A 19660-nucleotide genomic window follows, 5' to 3' on the forward strand; every position below is an offset into this window, starting at 1 on the left:
ATCAGGGGGTGGCGGGCGTAGAGCTCCGGGGCAGGTACGGGCGACGGCACGGCGGGCGCCTTTCTGTACTCATACAAAGCTTTCTTTGCAGTAATACAAGGATACCCGCCGTGACGATCTTCCGTCCAATCAGTTCGCCTTGTCGGCGATCAGCCGGCCCGCCACGGCCCAGCTCTCCGGCGGAGTCTCCTGGATCCACACCTGGACGGAGTCGGCGGGCACCTTGAGCGCGTCCACGAACGCGTCGGTGATCTTGGCCACCAGCTCCCGCTTGAGCTCCACGCTGCGCGGACCCTGCTGTACGGTGACGATGGGCATCGAAGGCTCCTTCGATCAAAGTGTTCTCGTTTCCGAGAGCGGACCGTTCGTCCGCTGGAACAAGTTCACCGCGTTCGGAGCCCTGGAACGAGAAGCAGACCGCGCACGCAGCGATCGCGAATCGAGATCGCCGAAAGCCCTCGGCCGCGTTGATCAGACCGCCCGGACTCAGTGGTCGAGGTAGGCCAGCACCGCGAGCACCCGCCGGTTGTCGTCGTCTGACGGCGGCAGGCCCAGCTTGGCGAAGATATTCGAGGTGTGCTTCGCCACGGCCCGCTCGGTGACCACGAGCTTTGCCGCGATCGCCGCGTTGGACCTGCCCTCCGCCATCAGCCCGAGGACTTCGAGCTCCCGCGGCGTCAGTTGGCCGACCGGCTCGGACGGGCCGCCGCGGGCCAGCAGTTTCGCGATCACCTCGGGGTCCATCGCGGTGCCGCCGCCGGCCACCCGCCGCACCGCGTCCACGAACTGCGCGGCGTCGAAGACCCGGTCCTTGAGCAGATAGCCGACCGCTCCGGCGCCGTCGGCCAGCAGTTCCCTGGCATAGAGGCGCTCGACGTACTGGGAGAGCACCAGCACCGGCAGGCCGGGGATGCGGGCCCGGGCCGCCAGCGCCGCCTTGAGGCCCTCGTCGGTGAACGTCGGGGGCAGCCGCACGTCGACCAGTGCCACGTCCGGCCGATGCTCGATCATCGCCTCGAGCAGCGACGGGCCGTCGGCCACGGCCGCGACGATCTCGCAGCCGTGCGCCTCGAGCAGCCGGGCGAGCCCCTCCCTCAAGAGGTAGAGGTCTTCGCCGATGACGATGCGCACGGGATCTCCAAGGTGACTGTGGTCGGGCCGCCGACGGGGCTGTGGACGGCCAGGACGCCGTCGAATGTACCGATCCTGCGTTCGATCCCGGCGAGTCCGCTGCCGCTGCCCACCCCGGCCCCGCCGTGCCCGTCGTCCGTGCACGTCACGCGCAGCCGCCGGTCCCGGTGCCACAGGTCGACGCGCACGGAGCGGGCGTGCGCGTGCTTGGCGACGTTGGTCAGCAGTTCGCTGACGGCGAAGTACGCGGCCGATTCGACGGCCGGTTCGAGCCGGCCGGGGATGTCCACCGTCACCTCCACCGGGAGCGGGCTGTTGAGGGCGAGTGCGCGCACCGCGTCGCCGAGCCCTCGATCCGCCAACACCGGCGGGTGGATGCCGCGAACCAGTTCCCTGAGCTCGGTCAGCGCCTTGGCGGAAGCCTCGCGGGCCTCGACGAGCAGGGCGCGTGCGGCCTCGGGGTGCTCGTCCAGCAGCGACTCGGCCGCTCCCAGGTTCATGCCCATGGCCACCAGCCTCGCCTGCGCTCCGTCATGGAGGTCCCGTTCGATCCGTCGCAGTTCCGCGGCCTGGGTGTCGACGGCGTCGGCGCGCGTCTCGGTGAGCCGGGCGACGCGGTGGGTCAGTGCGTCCTGCCGGGCCTGCTTCGTCGGACCGAGCAGGACGGCGGTCCATCGGCCGTGTACGCGGATCAGCGCGGGCGCCGCCCACACGCCGGCGACGAGGAACGCGGTGCCGACCGGCAGCGTGAACCAACGCAGGAAGGTGAGATGGCCCGCCCGGCTGATGTGGATGAAGGTGTACCAGTCGTCCATTCCATGCTGGGTGAGCGGCTGCCAGAAGATTCCCGCCACGTATCCGTAGACTCCGTACCAGGCGGCCCCGGCGGCGAGCGCGGCGAGGAAGGCCCCGATGATCGGATCAAGCAGCGCCCACGACAGATCGCGCCACGTCTGCGGGTCGCAGAGCTGAGCCCACAGCCGGGTCATCCGCGCCGGGAAGCCCGGTCCCTCGTCGGGCAGTGGCCGATACGGTACCTCGATCTCCACCCCGCTCCACTCCGACGCACGCCGGCGGGCCGCCGTCGCGGTACGTCGCAGCAGCATCAGGCTTCGCGGCAGCAGTACGACGCCCAGGCCGATCGGGCCGACCGCACCCGAGACGACGACGAGAGCGAAGACGGCCACGCTCCGTACGCTCTGACCGATCAACGCCCACCCGCGCCCGGTGGCCGTCAACGCACGCCGAATCACGTGCCCGCGCCCGCTTCCGGATTCCGTCTCCATGTCGATGCCCTCCTCAACTCACCGTATCGGCTCACTGATCAGCAGTCTGGCCGCGACCACCCCCTGGGCACACGGGGCCCATACACCGTTTCCGGGGTGTACCTGACGACACCCCCGAGTTTTGTCGGAGGACTCCTGTAGCGTCCTGATCACGTTGTTCTGAGGGTGGCGTCAAATACTGGCGTCAAGTACTGATGTCCAGGACTGGGGCGAGAACAGAGGTGCGCGAGATGGGTTGGATCGCTACGGCCGAGAGCGGCTACGAGGTGGCCGTGCAGGGGGGCAAGGTCGTGTGCCGCAACGCCGCGGGCAAGCAGCTGCGGTCGGTGCCCAAGCAGCTCAAGGAGGATCCGGCCGTCGTCGAGCTCAGGCAGCTCGTCGAGTGGCTCACCCGGCACGCGGCCGAGTGCCGGCAGCAGGCCGAGCGCTGGATGGTGCGTTCGCTGCCGGTGCCCACGGCGCTGCTCGCGCAGGTCTGGGCGGACGAGGCGTGGCGCACGGTGCTCAGGGACCTGGTCGTGGTGCCGGTGCGCGAGGAGGGCGAGGACCCGGCCGGATGGTGGCAGGTGGCCGACGCCGGATTCCTGCGCGCCGCCGACGAGCGCGGCCTCGGCATCGTCGACCTCGACGGGGAAAGCGTCCGGCTCACCGCGCAGCGCGTGGCCATCCCGCACCCGGTGTTGCTCGAGGATCTCGAGGAACTGCGCGAGTTCGGCCTCGAACTCAACGTCAAACAGTCCCTCGACCAGCTCTACCGCGAGACCTGGGCCAAGCCGGAGCAGATCGACGCGCAGGCCGTGCAGCTCGACGAGTACGCCGGCGGACGATATCAGCAGCTCAGACATCTGACGCAGCGGGCCAACAGCCTCGGGCATCTGGTGCGCGGCGGATACGCCGTGTGCCGGGTTCACGAGGCGGGGGCGGCGGTCGAGGCGCGCGTCTGGGTCGGTGCCGACGATCCTTTCTGGGAGACGGAGACCGGCTCGCTGGAGTTCGCGGACGGCTCGGGCCGGCGGCTGCGGCTGGCCGAGGTGGGCCCGGTGGCGTGGTCCGAGGGCGTTCGGATGGCCGCCGCGCTCTACGCGGGTCGCGCGGTCGAGCAGGAGCAGGAGGCCGGGAAATGAGCACCCTTACCGTGACCGGAGCGCAGCCTGCCGTCGACGCCCTGCTCGACGCCGGGGCCGTGGCATCCGTGGGGACGCCGCCGGGGGAGCGGCGCGACGCGCTCAGCGCCCGCGCCTATGCACACCCCGCGCTCGAAGAACGCGTGGTCGTACGCCTGGTATCGGAGGCGCTCGGTGACGCCGAGGACCTGACCATGGCCTTCCTCGGCTTCGAAGAACCGTCCGCCGCGATCGCGGTGGGCGTCGTGCGCGAGCAGGCGCTCGGCTTCCCGGCCTGGGCCCTGGTACACGATCCGGCCAACGGCCGCCACGCCCTCGACCTGGTCAAGGATCTCGAGAAGCTCGCGCGCCGGGCCAAGTCCAAGCCCGGCAACGCGAAGGACGGATACGACGCGCTCGCCACCCGGCTGGCCGCCTCCGTGCCGCACTTCCTTCCCACGTACTACGAGCAGGCCGCGCGCGCGTTCCTGGCCGCGGAGAACAAGACCTACGCGGCCGCGTACTTCACCCGGGCGCGCGAGGCCGAGCACATGTACACGCTCGCCATCGACGAGAGCGCGCAGGCCGCGTCGTTCCTCGAGTTCGCACTCGCCGGCGCGGTGAGCGCGAAGTCGATCTCGGCCTACGCCAGGAGGCTCGCGGCGCGCCGCACACCGCAGGAGGCGTACGAGCGCTTCCGCCGGGTCTGCGTGGAGCGGGTGGCGGGCGGGCTCCCGCCCTACGTGGGCATGGCCGTGGACATCAAGCGCCTGGCGAAGGCGGCCGGGCGCGACACGGCCGCCGAGGACGCGGCGCTGGCCCGGGAGCTGCTGCCGCTGGCCGCCACCGGCAAGGCCGCCGCGGGCTTCTGGACCGGCTATCGCGCGGCCCTGATCCGGGCCGCGAAGCACGACGCCACGGTACGCGGCCTGATGCTCGCCATGTTTCCCACCATGGGCGGCGAGGCGAACAATGTGGCGGACGGGCTGTGGCTCGAACTGCTCGCCGCGTGCGGGGCGACGGCGGGGCTGACCGGCTCGCGCTCCGAACTCGCACCCGAGGAGCTGCCCGCCGACGGCGCGTCCGGCTGGCTCATGCGCTTCGCCCGCCATGCCCGCCGCGGCTGGCACTGGCGCCACTACCGCACGGCGAAGGATCCGGACCGCAATATCCTGCGGCTCGTCGAGAGCATGGCGCCGCGCCTGCGCGAGGAGGGTACGGCGTTGGCGCTGGCCGCCTGGCGCGACGCGGACATCGACCTGATCGACCTCTGCCTCGAGCTCGGCCTGAGCGTCGCGGATCCGACCGTCGAGTTCTCCCTGGACCTCGGCACCTGGCTCGCGCAGGATTCCGACCGCGCCCTCAGCGCGATCGCGGCGGACGAGCGGTTCCGGCGCTACCTGCTGCACGCGGTGGCCGTCCTGGGCGGCGACCACGGCAGCGCCGCGCGGTTCCTCGAGGCGCTGAACGCGCTCGCCGCGGCCGGAGCGCGCATCGGGGGCTACCGCGGTCAGCAGGGCCCTGACGGCCGGACCTCCCTCAGGCGCTTCGCCCGACGGGTGGCCGCGGTGCCGGGAGTCCGCGACGTGGTGGCGCAGTGGCAGCGGGAACTGGCCGACAAGACGGTGGCCGCGGGGCTCGCCGACGTCGACGAACTCCTCGACACGTGGCTGCGCAACGTCGAACCCGAACTCCTCGCGATCAATCCGGACGCGGTTCGCCGCGTGCTCGACCTCGATCTCGCGCCGTACCTGGCCCACGGCCTGCGCGCGGGGATCTTCGACGAGTACGCCTGGCCCGCCCTCGAACGCGCCCTGGACCGGCTGACCGCGCTCGACCCGGAGGCGAGGAGAGCCTGGGAGACCACCGCACAATGGCCGTACTTCATCGTGAACCGCGCCGGCTCGCCCACCACACTCGTCGTCGGTGCACAGGACATCGTGTTCGAACACGAGGCCTCCTGGCCGAAACAGCAGAACAACAACCACCACTTTAACAAGACGCTGTGCTTCACCGCGGGCCAGCTGCTCGTCGCGTGGTGGGAGTGGCAGAACTCCGGCGCCTACTGGAGCTCGGATCCGCAGGTGATCATCGAGAACGGCGGAACGCGCGGCTCCAGCGGTCAGCATCAGCAGGAGTCCCTTGAACTGCCGTGGGGCGACCGGACCTTCGGAGGCACTCCACTCAAGCTCGGGAGCGCCGTCTGGAGCGCGGAGGGGCCCGTCGCCTCCGACGGCGTCGACTACTGGGTGTACACCCAACTCGGTAAGCAGTGGTCGAGCGTGGCCTGGCAGGAGTTCGACCCGCGCACCGGCAAGCGGGGCCGGGCCGGTGTGCCCCGGTTCTTCGAAGTGGGCGCGCCGACCGGCTCGAGGCTCGTGCCGAACGCGTCCTGGCTGGTACCGGCCGTTGCCGGCAGCGAGCGAAGCCCGCTCGGCCAGGCGGACGGACTGCTCGGCTCGCGGCTGCGCACCTTGGCGGACGGCAGCAGGATCTGCACCGGGGTGGACGGTCGTGAGGCGCTCATCCCGGTCACGCAGTACGCGTGGTCGGCGAACGGCGCACAGGCCATCCTCGACATACCGGGCACCGAGCGCCGGCTGGTGGTCTCGGTCAACGGCCCGCATTACTCGCTCGTGGCGGACGGCACGCGTCGCACGGCACACCTCGCCGCAGCCCAGTTCACGCGGTACGCGCGCGGCACGCGGTCCATGCCGCCCCTGCGCTTCTGGCACTTCCTGACCGTCCGGGACGAGGCGGGCTCCGCCGCGTTGCGCGCGCTCGCCGACGAGCAGGCGGCCGCGCTGCTGCAGGTCGGCCGCGGACTCGACCAGGACGCGCTCGCCACAGCGATCGAACAGCACCTTCCGCAGGTGACGGACAAGGCCCTGCGCGCCGGAATCGCCGGATACGTCGATGCCGCAGTGGCCTGCGAAAAGCGCATCGGCAAGCTCGCCGAGGCGTTCAAGGCGGCGGAGGCCGAGCTCGCGAACGCGGCGGCGGGGGCGGCGCAGGCGGCGCAAGAAGCGGCGCCCACGCTCACCTGGAGCGCCGAGTTCGACGAGATCCGCATGGGGATCTCCGACGCGTACGGGCGGTTCATCGACTCCGACGACCTGAAGCCCACCGACGCGGTCATGTTCCTGGGCAAGATCCTCACGGCTGCAGCCCCGCCGACCAAGGAACAGGCGGCGTCGCTGGAGAGGTCCTCGTGGCAGATCCTGGACCAGATCGTGCGCACGCTGATTCCGCTGCGCGCACTCGCCTACCGGGCCGTGCTCGACGTCTACGGCGAGGCCGGGCGAGAGGCGATGCTCCGATTCCTCGAAGCGCTCGACGGCAGTGGCCTGTGCGCGCCCGGAACCGCGCTGCGCCGGATCCTGGTCATACCGCAGGACGGGGTGGCCGCGTCGCCTCAGGGGAAGTTCCTCGAGACCCCGAACGGACGCGGCGTCGTCGTCGGAAGGCAGTACTACGGCCTGAAGGTCACGCCCGTCATCGTGCTCGAATACAGCCGCACCGGTGAGTTCGCCGCCCTGCCCGGCTGGAACATCGTCGAGGATAAACCCGGACATACCTGGCCGGGTACCGCACCGCTCGGCGAGTTCGTCCAGGCGGCGCGCGCACGCGGGCCGATCGGGATCTCGCCCGAACGCGCCGCGGAGCTCGCGCGCCTGGCCGGCCTCGCCACGGTGGAGGCGGCGCTGCTGCTCGGCGGACTGCCGCACGCGCCCCGCTCCGGGCCACGGGGAGCCGCCGGTACGCTCGCCGAGAGCATCGGGGTCAAGGTCTCGGCCGTGACCTCCGCCTCGACGAGGTTCGCGCAGCTGCCCGCCCGGGCCGACTCCGCCGCGCTCGTCGGAGCCCTGCTGCCGAGCACGCCGACCGAACTGTGGGATCAGGGCCCGCACCTCGAGGCCGCGGCCGCCCTGTGGGTCGGGGTCCACGGCATGCAGACGGTGCTCCCCGACGCCCTGCGGGAGCGGGCCGCTCGGGAGTGCTCGCTCAAGGATGTCCAGCGGCTGGTCAATCCGGACGTGATCGGCAGCCAGGAGGGCGAGGACGAGAACACGGGCAATCTCGCCTGGCACCGGCACGGCATCGCCCTGTCGATCTACAGCCTGCAGTGGCTGGCCTACGAACTGCCGATCGGCGACCCCCTGCGCGGCCGCCTCCCGAGAGCTCTGGCACGGTTGCGACAGGAGGTCACCGGTCCCGACTGGTCCCTGCGCATCGGCTGGTTCAAGGATCCCGAGCAGTTCGCCACCGCACGCGGGTACACGTTGCGCGAGGCCGCCGGTGGCCGCAAGCAGGCCGGACCGTTCGAATTCGACGGTCAGACCCTGTTGTTGTATCCGGGCCGCCTGACCGGATTCGAAGACCGGGCCTGGGACGTGGCCATGGCCGGGAGCGACGCGCCGATCGTCCACCTGGCCTCGCTCAGGCGGCTGTTCTCGCCGGACTTCGACCGCCTGGTCGCATCGGCCGCGACACCGGACGCGATATCGACTCCGACATCGGACGCCTCCGCGAACGCCGAAGCGCCCTATCCCGCGCAGGATCCGACGCGTTCCGTGCCCGACCTCGTGGACGCCGTCGCCGCGCGGCACACCCTGAGCCGCGACGCCGCCGCGCTCTACCTGATGCTGCTCGCGCTGCCGGATCCGACCGACCGCAACCAGGCCGCCTGGACCGGATGGAAGCCGGCCCGGCTCAAGCAGGCGCGGGAGGAACTGGCCGCGACCGACCTCGTCGTCTCCGGCAGCCGCGCCCGGGCCGGCCGCACGCTCTTCCTGCCCGGCGGCTGGCGCAACCACGCCGCGCCCCAGCTGCCCCTGGAGCAGTGGAAGGACACGTACATGAGCGTGCGCGGCGACGGCCAGCACGAGGCGCAGGGTCTGCGGCCGCTGCTGCCCGTCATGGACCTCTACCGCGCCTGCTGGCAGCGTGTACTGGACGGAGACGCGCCGCGCTACGAGGCCCTCGAGACGGGGAGGCGTCGATGACCGCGGAATCGGCCCCCGTGCAGCCGACCGCCACCGCCCAGCTCGAGGGCATGCTCGACGACGGCCTCATCGCGCCGCCGGGCACGCCGCTCGGCGAAGGGCGGGAGCGGGTGACGGCGCGCGTGTACAGTCACCCCGGGATGCGTGCGGACGCTCCGGTCGTGCGCCTGGTCGGCGAGCTCCTGGTCCCCGGTGAGGACAGCGCGATGGCCGGTCTCGGCTTCGGTGCGCCCGCTGAAGTCAAGGAGATCGGCGTCGGCAGGCCCCGCGCGCTCAGATTCCCGCACTGGGCCTACGTGCACGCCCCGGCGCACGCGAGCTACGCGCTCGCCGTCGCCAAACGTCTCGACGCCCTGCGGACCCTGGCGCGCAAGAAGCCGAAGAAGCTCCGCCGCGCGCTCGACGGGATCGCCCAGGAAGTCGAGAACCTGGTGCCGGTGCTGCTTCCCGCGTTCCTCGAGGAGGCGTCCCGGCTCGTTGTCGAAGCCGGTGACCGCAGGCTCGCCGCGAAGCTGTTCACCCGGGCGCGGCGCGCGGCGGACGCTGCCGGGCAGAACCTCGACGTGGACGAGAAGTTCGCCCTGCTGCTCGAATTCGCGCAGGCCGGGGTGCTCGACGCGTCCCTCGTCTCCGCCTACCTCAAGGAGCTGCGTACAACCTGCCCGGCCGACGTGGCCTACGCGCGCTACCGCCGCGTCAACGTGGAGCGGGTCGTGCACGGCCAAGTGCCCGTCGCGCAGATGCCGGCCGCCCTCGAACGGCTCGCGAAGAAGGCGACCGCAGGCGCCGGCGTCGGCCAGGACGTCGAGCTGTGCCTCGATCTGCTGAGCAGCGCCGCGATCAGCCAGGCCTCGATCGGCTTCTGGCGCGGCCTGCGCCCGATGCTGGTCCGGGCCGCGGCCGTCGAACCGGCCATCAGGGGCCGACTGCTCGACGTCATGCCGGCCATGCCCCGCACGCGCAACGAAGTAGGCGACGCGTACTGGCTGAATCTGCTCGCGGACTGCGGCGCCTGGGAATCGCTCACCGGACCGGCCGACGCAGTCCCGGCCGCGGCCCGGCCCGCGCAGGGAGCGGCGGACTGGCTCGGCAGATTCGCCCGGAACACCGTACGCAACTTCTACTACCTCTACTCGAACCTGGATCCCAAGCCAGCCCAGGTCTGCCCGCCCGAACTCGTCGACCTGCTCGAACGCATGGCACCGCGACTCAAGGCGGAGGGCATACCCGCGCGGCTCTTCGACCGCTACGACGCCCACGTCGACCTGCTCGACCGCGCCCTGGCCCTCGGCATCCCGGTCGCGGACCCGACGAACCAGAACGTCCGTGAAAGCCACCTCGCCGGTTGGGGGCGCCCGGGCCAGTCCGACCTGACCGCCCTCGCCGCGGACCCGCGTTTCCGTCCCAGCCTCGTCTCCTTCGTCACGAAGTTCCTCGACAACCCCCACCGCAAGGCCCATCAGGTCGGCTGGATGGAAGTCCCCGGCCTCGCGCCCCTGGTTGCCGAGTGGTTCAGGGCCATGGCGAGGCGCCTGGACACGTTCGGTCCCTTCGAGCTCGAGCGGCAGCTTCCCACCTTCAAGCGCCTCTACGAATTCGGATTCAGCCCGTACCTGCACGCCGCGGACCCGGAGGCGTCGCAGGCCGTTCACGAGCGCGACTTCGTGCCGCACGTGCTCGATGCGCTGCGCCGCGGCATCTTCGACGAGCTCGGCTGGCCCGCGCTCGAAGAAGCCTGCGAGGAACTCGAACCCTTCCTGGTCGACAAGCGAGGCCGGCCGAGCTTCCGCGTCCACGACCAGTGGCCCTACCTCATCGTGGACAACGGCAGGCAGGCCGTCGTCGTGGGCCACGACAAGATCGTGCACCGCGCCGAGCTGCCCCCGTTGCCCACGGACCGAAGCAGCAGACACATCCTGTGGTGGACGGAGGGATCACTCGAGGTCGCGTTCGTTCCGGCCGGCCGGGTGGGCCTGGCCAACGGGTCCGTCGAACTGCCCGGCGGGGCCCGATCGTTCGGCGACACGGCGATACACGCGGGCGTGACGGAGCCCGCGTGGCGTGGCCCGGTGGCCACCGACGGGTCCACCTACTGGATGCGGGACCACACATACCAATCCGCCAACAGCAGTTGGAGGCCGAACTTCGACGCCGCCTGGCACATCTTCGATCCGTGGACCGGCGCGGTCGGCGAGGAGGGCCGGCCCGAACTCTTCGACCGCGCGTTCACTGACGAGCGTCTGGCCGCGCGTTTCGGCAACGCCACGTCGGCACCGTACGCATGCGAGCTCAAGGCCATGCCCGACGGCGCGGGTCCGAGTCCGCTGGGCCAGGTCGGCCCGCTCGTGGGCTGGCGCGCCGTCGTCGGCGCCGACAGGGCTCAGGCCGGGATGGGCATCGACGGCAGGCAGCTCGAAACGGCTCGGCCACCGCTGAAGATCAAATCCGATGACAGGCCGACCGTGGTGGGCGCGCTGCGCTACCCGGGTGCCGCGGTCGATTTCGCCGTGGTCTTCCACTTCGCCTTCCGACACACCGACGGCTACAAGATCACGCTCGTCGACCCCGACGGGCGCGTCCACGCGTTCCTCGAGCAGGGCGGCGGCGACATGCCGCAGGCGCAGGGAACCCGCTGCATCCCGCCCTGGCAGCTGTGGCACCTGCTCACGCCGCGCGATCCGGCCGGATCGGCCGCCCTGCGCGGCATCGACGAGGCAACCGTGCGCGCGCTCATCGCAGAGTTCGAAACCACCGGGTTCGAGGACCGGCTCGAGGTGGTCGAACGCCTGCTGCCCGAAGTCACGCACCCACGCCTGCGCCGCGGGATCAGGGGCGTGCTCACCAACATCCTGTACATCAGGGACCTCTACTCCATCTGCGGCGCACCCGCCCAGGCCAAGGAAAGCGACCATGAGCACTGACACCACGACGACGGCCACATCCGCCGCCCGCCAGGTCGAGCCCGCCGAACACGTCTGGGCCCGGCAACTCGCCTTCCTCGCCGCCCAGGACGACGGCCCCCGCCCGGTCGGCTGGCTGCTCACACCGCGCGCCGTCGTCACCTTCGTCTGCGGCAGCGAGGGGCGCGAGCTGACGCTCGGCAAGAGCGTGGCCGCCGCGCACCCCGACCTGCCGCCCAAGCTCACCGTCGCGCCCAAGTTCGTGGGAGACCGGGACCTCGTCGAACGCTGCGTCGTCACCCTGGCCGGAGAGCGCGGACTGCTGCTCGTCGGAGAGCCCGGCACGGCCAAGTCGATGCTCTCCGAGCTGCTCGCCGCCGCCGTGAGCGGCGACTCGACGCGGGTGGTGCAGGGCACCGCAGGCACCACCGAGGACCACCTCAAATACGGCTGGAACTACGCGCTGCTGCTGGCCCAGGGTCCGAGCGAGCAGGCGCTCGTGCCCTCGCCGGTCATGGCGGCGATGCGCGCGGGCGGTGTGGCCCGGGTCGAGGAGATCACCCGCTGCCTGCCCGAGGTGCAAGACGCCCTCGTCTCCGTGCTCTCCGACCGGCGCATCTCCGTGCCCGAACTCTCCGGCGAGAGCGACGGCGCGGTCTACGCCGCACCCGGCTTCACCGTGATCGCCACCGCCAACCTGCGCGACCGGGGCGTGTCGGAGATGTCGGCCGCGCTCAAGCGCCGCTTCAACTTCGAGACCATCGGCCCGATCGGCAGCCTCGAAGCCGAGATCGCACTCGTCCGCGACCAGGCGGGTGCGGCGCTCAGCCGGGCCCAGGCGCCGTTCACCGTGGACGCCGCGGTGCTCGAGGTACTGGTGACCGCGTTCCGCGACCTGCGCACCGGCCGCAGCGTGGAGGGGTGGGACGTGGAGCGCCCGTCCACCGTCATGTCCACGGCCGAGGCGGTCAGCGTGACGACCTCGATAGCCCTGTCCGCGGCGTACTTCCCGGGGGACCGCGACCCGCTCTCGCTCGTCCCCGGCCACCTGATCGGCGTGGTCCGCAAGGACGACCCGGCCGACGCGGACCGCCTGCTCGCGTACTGGGACGGCGCCGTGCGCAAGCGGGCCCAGGACGAGACGCGTCCGCGCGCCTGGCGGCACCTGTGGGAGCTGCGCGATGTCCTCGGCCGCTGACACCCTGCCCGCACCCGCGGCCGGTTCTGCTGCCGCTTCTGCGGCCGATCCCGCGCCCGATCGCGCCGTGGCGCCGCAGGACGCGCTGGAGGTGCTGGCCGCGTCGCGGGAACCGTACGTGATCGGCGTGCGCCACCACTCCCCGGCGCTGGCGGCGGCGATGCCCGCGCTCCTCGACGCGGCTGCTCCGGACGTGTTGCTCATCGAGCTGCCTGCGGAAGCAGGACCCTGGCTCGACTATCTCGCCGACGACCATGCGGTGGCGCCGCTCGCCCTCGCCGGCGCCGCGTCCGGGGCGGTTTCGGACGTAGTGGGCATGGCGTTCTATCCGTTCGCCGACTTCTCGCCGGAGCTCGCCGCGCTGCGGTGGGCGCGTGCCCACGGCGCCCCGGTCCTGCCGTGCGACCTGCCGCTGGCCGCGCCCGCAGAGATAACAGGCCCAACGCCCCGCGAAGGGGAACGCAAGCCGTCGCTGCCGACCAAAGCACCGCTGCCCGTGAAGGCGTCTGCGCCCGGGAAAGCATCTGTACCTGCGAAAGTATCTGTACCCGAGAACGCGTCTGTACCTGAGAATGGGCCCGGGGCCGCGGAATCGGCCCTGTCCGCTGTGCCGTCGCGGCCTGCGGACTCAGGTCCGCGCTACGGCGATGCGCTGCGTTCGAGCGTGACCGGGCGGGCGGGTGAGGACCTGTGGGACCGTCAGGTCGAGGCGCGTGCGCCGGGTGCCACGCCGGAGCAGGTTCGGCGGGCGGCGCTGGCCGTGGGGTGGGCGTTGCGCACGGATGCGACCTTCGTCGACCCGCGCGATCTGGTCCGTGAGGAGTGGATGCGCGGCGTGCTCCAGAGCGTCGCCGGGCGTCGCGTGACGATGGTGCTTGGCGCGTTCCACGTACCTGCGATGCTCCCCTCAATGGGCGCGTCGGTGCCGCCATCGCCCGTGCAGTCCGTGCCGGTCGACGTGGTCGAGGCCGCGCTCAAGGGCGCGTCGCAGGAGTCGATGTCGCTCGTCTCCTACACCTTCAGCCTGCTCGACGAGCGCTCTGGCTACCCGGCCGGGATCCGCGATCCGCTGTGGCAGCAGTCCGTCTACGAGGCCGGCGGAGATGTCGAGGCGGTGAGGTCCGCTGCGGCCGCCCACCTCGTCTCCGTGTGCCGGGCGTTGCGCGACGTGGGGCATCCGGCCGGGCCGGCGGAGGCGAAGCAAGCACTGCGCTTCGCGCTCGACCTCGCCACGCTGCGCGGTCTGGCAGCGCCCGCTCGCGGTGAGATCGTCGAGGCGGTGCAGGCGGTTCTCGGCCAGGGCGACTCCCTGGGTCGGGGGCGCGCGCTCGCACAGGCGATGGAGGTCGCACTGGTCGGGGAGCGCGCCGGGGTCCTCGCGCCCGGTACGCCAATATCCGGCCTGCGGGTGGCGGTGCAGAACCTGCTCGCCGAACTGCGCCTGCCCGGGCCGGGGGAGCAGAGCCGGGAGATGCGGCTGGACCCGCTGCGTTCGCCGCTGGACCGGCGGCGCGAGGTGACCCTGCGTCGGCTGGCCGTGTGCGACGTCCCCTATGCCGAGTCGCGCGACCTCGTGGCGCCGGGTGGGCTTCCGCCGCTCACCAGCGCGTGGCGGGCGGCGTGGACGCCGTCCACCGAAGCCCACCTCAATGCCCTGACCGTGCGCGGCCTGAGCCTCGCCCAGGCGGCCGAGAACGTGCTGCGCTACGAACTGCGCCGCCAGCGGGACGCATCGGGGCCGACCTCCGCCGAGACTCTGGTGGGTCTTCAACGTGCGGCTGAGTGCGGTGTGGCGTCGATATTGGCCGAACGGGCCCGCGACATCGACGCGATCGTCATTCCGACCGCGTCACTCAGCGAACTCGTGCGCGCGGCCGAACTTGCGGATCGGATCCGGGCTGGACACGTGCCCGGCATCGCAGAGGGCGAAGTGCCCTGGGACGACGAGCTCAGCGAGCGCATCGATGCCGCCGCACTGCACCATCTCGACGGAATCGGTGGCAGCAGAGATCTCGCCGACGCGCGCTCGCTCACCGCCTTCGTGCTGCGTGCCGTCGCGAGTGGCAGTGCCCTGCGGGCGGATCGGGCACTGCGGCGGCTCGAAACGGATGCCGGGCCGATGATCGCGGCCGCGGCCGGGGCGTGCCTGGTGCTCACCGGCGCGACCGAGCCGGGTGCGTTGGGGGAGCGTGTCGCGGGTTGGATCGACACCGCGACGCACCGAGCGGCTCGGTCGGCTCTGCGGGAACGGCTCAGCGGTCTGCTGGCTGCGGCCGGACCGCTCCTCAACGCCGGGCCGAGCGTACTCGACCCCGTCATCACCTGCATCAATGACTTGTCTGATGACGCGTTCCTGGAGCGGCTGCCGTCGTTACGCGGCGGGTTCAAGGACTTGGCGGCCGATCAGCGGGAGCGGATCCTGCGTTCGGTCGAGCGCAGAATCGGCACGACCATCCGCGCCAGCTCGGCCTCCGGCCCTACGCCCGAAGCGCTCGCCGACGCGGCCGGCGCCGACGCGGCGGGCCGAGCGGCCATCCTGGCCGCAGGCTTGCGGCTCCCCGGCTTGGAACCGTCGGAAGGGTCGGTTGAATCAATCCTCCCTGCAGTTCCCGACCGCGCGGCACCGCCCTCGACCGTCGTCGATCACAGGGTCCTGCTCTTGACTCCGGCAGACCGGTGGCGGCTGATTCTCGCGCGTGAGCAGTCGTGCCTGAACGGCGCCGCCCGGCGCTACAGTGCCGCGCTCGACGAGCTGTATGGCAGAGGCGAGAGCTGGGGTGACGGAGCTGGGGGTGCACCCAGTACGGGCGCCGGTCGTGAACCGGCGTTTCCCAGTGTGCGCGAGTGGTCGAGCGAGCTCGAGGCGCTGTTCGGCAAGTCCGTCCGCGAGGAGGTGCTGGCTCAGGCGGCGTCGGCCGGAAGGCTCGACGCGGCGCTGTTGATCGATCCGGCGACGGTCACGCCGAGCGTGGAACTACTGCGCAACGTGCTCTCGCTCGCCGGCGGCATGCCCGAGCAGGTGCTCGCGAAGCTGCGTCCGCTGGTCGCCCGCCTGATCGAGGAACTGACCAAGCAGCTGGCCAACCAGCTGCGGCCGGCGTTGCACGGCTTGACCAGCCCGCGTCCGACGTCGCGGCCGGGCGGCCGGCTGGACTTCGACCGGACGGTCCGGGCGAACCTCGGTACCGCCAGGCGTGACGCGGACGGCACGGTGACGCTGCTGCCGGAGCGGCCGGTGTTCCACACGCGGGTGCGCAAGTCGGCCGACTGGCGGCTGATCCTGGTCGTGGACGTGTCGGGGTCGATGGAGTCCTCGGTGATCTGGTCTGCGCTCACCGCGGCCGTGTTCGCCGGGATCAGCACGCTGGAGACGCATTTCCTCGCGTTCTCCACGTCGGTGATCGACTTCACTGATCGGGTCTCGGATCCGTTGAGCCTGCTGCTCGAAGTCAGGGTCGGTGGCGGGACCCACATCGCGGGAGCCCTGGCCCACGCCCGCAGCCTCGTCACCGTCCCGTCGCGCACGCTCGTGGTCACGATCAGCGACTTCGAGGAGGGCTTCGGGGTCGAAGGACTGTTGGCGGAGGTACGGCGGCTGGCCGAGTCCGGCGTGACGCTGCTGGGCTGCGCGTCTCTCGACGACGAGGGTCATCCGCGCTACAGCGTCCCGATCGCGGAGGCGGTGGCGGGCGCCGGGATGCCCGTGGCGGCGCTCAGCCCCCTGGAACTGGCCGCTTGGGTCGGGGAGAAGGTCAGATGACGATCTCGATCGACGGCGCCGCGTTCGCCGCGGTGCTCGATGCGTTGCCCGCGCGGCTGCGCAAACGCCTGGACGCGAGCGTGGAGCGGGCAGCCGACTGGGCACGGGAAGAGTCCGCGGACGGCGCTAACCTCCTGATCCGCGTCGACGAGGAGACGGCGGTGACGGTGCGGGTCACGGCCGGAGTCGTGGTGTCCGCGGAGGATGTCAGCTGCGTGTGTCTGCTCGCCCCGGCGTGCCTCCATCGCGCAGCCGTGGCTTCGATACTGCCGCTGCACGACGCGTCCGACGTCCCGGCCGCCGAGAGCCTGGCGGAATCTGTGACCACCGACGCTCGTGGCGGTGCGCAAAGCGCGAACACGGAGAAGACGGACGCCGCGCCGTCGGAGTCAGCGTCGACCGCAACGTCGGCTCCGCCCGCGGGCGCTTCGCAGACCCTCAGCGTGCGGGAACGAGCGGCGGCGTCAGCCCTCTGGGACAGCGCGGTCGCGGTGCTCACGGCCGGGCTGGTCGGGGCGAGCCGGTTCACCGAGGCCGAGTTGGCCCGTGCCACGCATCAGGCCCGCGCCATCGGTCTGCATCGGGCTTCGGCCGCGGGGGTGAGGGTCGCCGCCGGATTGCGGTCAGCGCGGGAGCGCAGCGGCGAGCATCGACTCGGACGGTTCACCGCGGATCTCCGGGAGCTGATGCTCGTCACGCACCAGCTGACGCACCTCCACGAAGGCGCCGAACAGACGGACGAGCTGCGCGGAATGGCCAGGCGCTCCTACCAGGAGCACGGCAGTCTCCGGCTGTACGGGCTGTTCACGGAGCCGGTCGTCGCCGGATCCGGCTATGCCGGTGTCGTGAGCTACGCGGTGGACGTGGACGGTGTCGTATGGAGCACGGCGACGATCGCGCCGGGCGGCCGGTCGCTGGTACGCCCGAGCTATATCAGCTCACTGAAGCTGGGCGGGACGACGCTGACGCATCGCGAATTCGGCCGGGCGGGCGTGATGGTGAGCGCCGCGACCAGTTCGGCCGATCGCCGACTCGGGGGCGGCACGTCGACGAAGGCGGTGCGCACGGCGGGCGTGGAGTGGTCGCGGGCGCCGGTGGCCGGGCTGTTCGACCAGCCGCTGTCCGCGCAGTTCGCGCGGGCGCTCGCGGTGGATCCAGAGGACGGGTCGTTCCGTGCGGGCGACGACCTCGTCTTCCTGCGCGGTCGTGTCCTCGGCGTGGGCGCGCCGGGTCTCGTCCTCGGGTTGATCGAGCCGGATGACGACGTGCCCGAAGGCGGCGACACGCTCGAGGCGCGAGAAGCACGCATGTTGTGGTGCGTGCTGCCGGAGGGTTCCGCGGTGTATCAGCGCAACTTCGAGCGCCTGGCCGAGGTGGGTCCGGAGCTACGGGTCATAGCGCGGCCGGATCGCGCCCAGCCCGGCACCGTGCATGCGCTGGCGGTCGCTGTGGAGGCCGAGGACGCCGCTGCGCTGGCGCTGCCGGAGGAGTGGCAGGGCAGGGTCAACCTCGGGATCGATCGCATCCCGCTGCCCGACGAGGACACCCAGGACGCGCAGGACGCTCAGGACGCGCGCAGCTCAGAGGCCACAGAGTCCACGGCGACCGCAGAACCCGTGGAGGGCGCGGAATCGCAAGAGACCACACCGGTCGAGGACCCCTCGGCGGCTGCGAACATCTCCGCGCGCATGCCGACTGCCGAGTCGACATCGCTTCACCTCCTACGCCACCACATCGAGCACGCGGCGAGCGCAGGCCGTGCCATCACGCGCACCGCCTTGCTGGAGCGTGACTGCACGCGCCTCGACGCGGAGGCGATGCACGTCGCGGCGTCGCTGCTGCGGGAGTTGGTGGTGCAGGCCGCCCCGGCACGCGACCAGTTCGCGCGTCCGATCGATACCGAGGAGCGTCCGAAGAACGGCTATGCGCGCACGTGGCTCGCGGCCGCGGTCTACGAGCACGCCGCGGCCACCGAGTTGGCGGTGCGTCAGTGGTCGCGCGCGATGAGGTGAGAGCCGGGGGAGGAGACCAAGCGCTCGATCATCGCGAGGGCGTCGTTCGGGCCCGGCAGGGCATTGATCTCCGCCTGCGCCGCCCGGGCCGCGCGGTGGTACGGCGCCCCGGTCTCTTCACCGGTCAGCTCCAGGATGGCGTCGGCGACGTCCTTGGGCGTGAAAGCCATCGGGTCCAGTTCCCGGGCCGTGCCGAGGGCGACGCAGCGTTCGGCGTTGTGCGGCTGGTCGGCGCCGAGGGGGAACAGGATCGAGGGCAGACCGTGCGCGAGGGCACCGATGAGCGTGCCGGAGCCGCCGTGTGCGATGACGAGGTCGCAGGTGGGCAGGATCTCGTCCTGCGGGATGAAGCGCTCGATCCGCACGTTGTCCGGCTGCGGCCCGAAGGACGCCGGGTCGAGGCGCGGTCCGACGGTGACCGTCAGATCGATCGGAATCGTGCGGGCTGCCGTCAGCACCTTGTCGAACAGCTCGCGGAAGGTGTCGATCGTGCCCAGCGTGAAGTAGACCCTCGGCCGCCGGCCTGCGCCGCTGGTGCTGCTCGTGCCGCTGCCCGCGGCCTGCGGGATCGCGTGGTCCGGCCGACACCAGAACGTGCCGGCGGGCAGTGCGTACCGCGGGTCGCGCAGGCTCGGCGGCCCGGGCATGATCACCAGGTCGCCGTGCAGCTTCGCCAGGTCCGGGTCGGGGCTCAGGCCGTACTCGGCGCGCAGTGCGTCGAGCGGCTCCGCGACGGTGTCGGGCCGGATGAGGCCTCCGGCGAGGAGCACGATGACGGTCGCGCACGGGATGCCGAGTGATTCCGCGGCGATCGCGGTGCCGAAGTCGACCTCGTCGCGGACGATGACGTCCGGCTTCCAGTCGAGGGCGATCTTCCGCACGACCCGCGCGTGCCGCCGGGCGCCGTTGCCCGCGAAGCCTTCGCGCATCGTGCGCTCTTCGCGCTGCGGGTCGGGGGCCGTCAGCGGATCTTCTTCCTGATCGGCCTTGGGCGGACGCGGCTCGCTCGTCGCCAGCGCGGTGAAGCCGGCTGAGGCGATGGCGTCCTGCTGGCTGCCGGACCCGGCTACCGCGACGGTGTGGCCCGCGGCCTGCGCGGCGTGCGCGAAGGGGAACAGGGGGCGTAGATGGCCGCTGCCACCGATGAACGTGAAGAGGATTCGCACTGACGGAGCCTAACGGGCCGTACTGTCGGCACGCGCCTCAATTTCCGTGTGTCGGCGAGTAGAATCGATCACTCGGCATCCGGCGGGCGGGCGGGGAG

At 71.6% G+C, this 19660-nt stretch carries 10 protein-coding genes; 6 read left to right on the forward strand and 4 right to left on the reverse strand.

From position 1 onward, the window contains the following. Positions 1-129: 129 nt before the first annotated feature. The 3 genes from dmpI to KDL01_RS26675 all read right to left on the reverse strand — a co-directional run bounded on the left by dmpI (position 130) and on the right by KDL01_RS26675 (position 2318). Positions 130-318 (reverse strand): 4-oxalocrotonate tautomerase DmpI, encoded by a 189-nt coding sequence (gene dmpI, locus KDL01_RS26665; RefSeq protein WP_212531361.1) that lies wholly within the window; start codon positions 316-318, stop codon positions 130-132. A gap of 168 nt (positions 319-486) precedes the next feature. Next, the gene (locus KDL01_RS26670) at positions 487-1131 is read right to left on the reverse strand and encodes a response regulator transcription factor (protein ID WP_212531362.1); all 645 of its coding nucleotides are present in this window, start codon (positions 1129-1131) and stop codon (positions 487-489) included. Then, positions 1095-2318, reverse strand: coding sequence for a sensor histidine kinase (locus KDL01_RS26675; RefSeq protein WP_212531363.1), 1224 nt, complete (start codon positions 2316-2318; stop codon positions 1095-1097). The genes KDL01_RS26670 and KDL01_RS26675 overlap by 37 nt, the downstream gene beginning before the upstream one ends. Before the next feature lie 329 nt (positions 2319-2647). Here KDL01_RS26675 and KDL01_RS26680 point away from each other — a divergent pair, with 329 nt between their 5' ends. From KDL01_RS26680 to KDL01_RS26705, 6 genes are read left to right on the forward strand one after another with little or no spacing between them, the layout of a single operon-like run. Next, positions 2648-3541 (forward strand): DUF4132 domain-containing protein, encoded by an 894-nt coding sequence (locus tag KDL01_RS26680; RefSeq protein WP_212531364.1) that lies wholly within the window; start codon positions 2648-2650, stop codon positions 3539-3541. Next, a complete protein-coding gene (locus KDL01_RS26685; RefSeq protein ID WP_212531365.1) occupies positions 3538-8526 on the forward strand; it encodes a hypothetical protein in 4989 nt (1662 codons plus the stop codon). The genes KDL01_RS26680 and KDL01_RS26685 overlap by 4 nt, the downstream gene beginning before the upstream one ends. Next, complete coding sequence (locus KDL01_RS26690; RefSeq protein ID WP_212531366.1) at positions 8523-11447, forward strand: hypothetical protein; 2925 nt, start codon at positions 8523-8525, stop codon at positions 11445-11447. Before KDL01_RS26685 ends, KDL01_RS26690 begins: the two co-directional genes overlap by 4 nt. After that, positions 11437-12624: an ATP-binding protein gene (locus KDL01_RS26695; RefSeq protein WP_212531367.1), complete on the forward strand. Its 1188-nt coding sequence runs from the start codon at positions 11437-11439 to the stop codon at positions 12622-12624. The genes KDL01_RS26690 and KDL01_RS26695 overlap by 11 nt, the downstream gene beginning before the upstream one ends. Beyond that, positions 12608-16384 (forward strand): DUF5682 family protein, encoded by a 3777-nt coding sequence (locus KDL01_RS26700; protein WP_212531368.1) that lies wholly within the window; start codon positions 12608-12610, stop codon positions 16382-16384. The genes KDL01_RS26695 and KDL01_RS26700 overlap by 17 nt, the downstream gene beginning before the upstream one ends. Next, the gene (locus KDL01_RS26705) at positions 16381-18396 is read left to right on the forward strand and encodes a hypothetical protein (protein ID WP_212531369.1); all 2016 of its coding nucleotides are present in this window, start codon (positions 16381-16383) and stop codon (positions 18394-18396) included. The genes KDL01_RS26700 and KDL01_RS26705 overlap by 4 nt, the downstream gene beginning before the upstream one ends. On the opposite strand, the gene KDL01_RS45475 is transcribed toward KDL01_RS26705, so the two are convergent. Further along, positions 18372-19562, reverse strand: coding sequence for a glycosyltransferase (locus KDL01_RS45475; protein WP_212531370.1), 1191 nt, complete (start codon positions 19560-19562; stop codon positions 18372-18374). The two genes, KDL01_RS26705 and KDL01_RS45475, sit on opposite strands and share 25 nt — an antisense overlap. Between the last annotated feature and the right edge of the window lie 98 nt (positions 19563-19660).

This window comes from Actinospica durhamensis (assembly GCF_018139695.1).
Lineage (GTDB): Bacteria > Actinomycetota > Actinomycetes > Streptomycetales > Catenulisporaceae > Actinospica > Actinospica durhamensis.

Coding starts and splice junctions, on each gene's coding strand:
- dmpI (WP_212531361.1), bottom strand. CDS start 318: ATGCCCATCGTCACCGTACAGCAGGGTCCGCGCAGCGTGGAGCTCAAG.
- KDL01_RS26680 (WP_212531364.1), top strand. CDS start 2,648: ATGGGTTGGATCGCTACGGCCGAGAGCGGCTACGAGGTGGCCGTGCAG.
- KDL01_RS26685 (WP_212531365.1), top strand. CDS start 3,538: ATGAGCACCCTTACCGTGACCGGAGCGCAGCCTGCCGTCGACGCCCTG.
- KDL01_RS26690 (WP_212531366.1), top strand. CDS start 8,523: ATGACCGCGGAATCGGCCCCCGTGCAGCCGACCGCCACCGCCCAGCTC.
- KDL01_RS26695 (WP_212531367.1), top strand. CDS start 11,437: ATGAGCACTGACACCACGACGACGGCCACATCCGCCGCCCGCCAGGTC.
- KDL01_RS26700 (WP_212531368.1), top strand. CDS start 12,608: ATGTCCTCGGCCGCTGACACCCTGCCCGCACCCGCGGCCGGTTCTGCT.
- KDL01_RS26705 (WP_212531369.1), top strand. CDS start 16,381: ATGACGATCTCGATCGACGGCGCCGCGTTCGCCGCGGTGCTCGATGCG.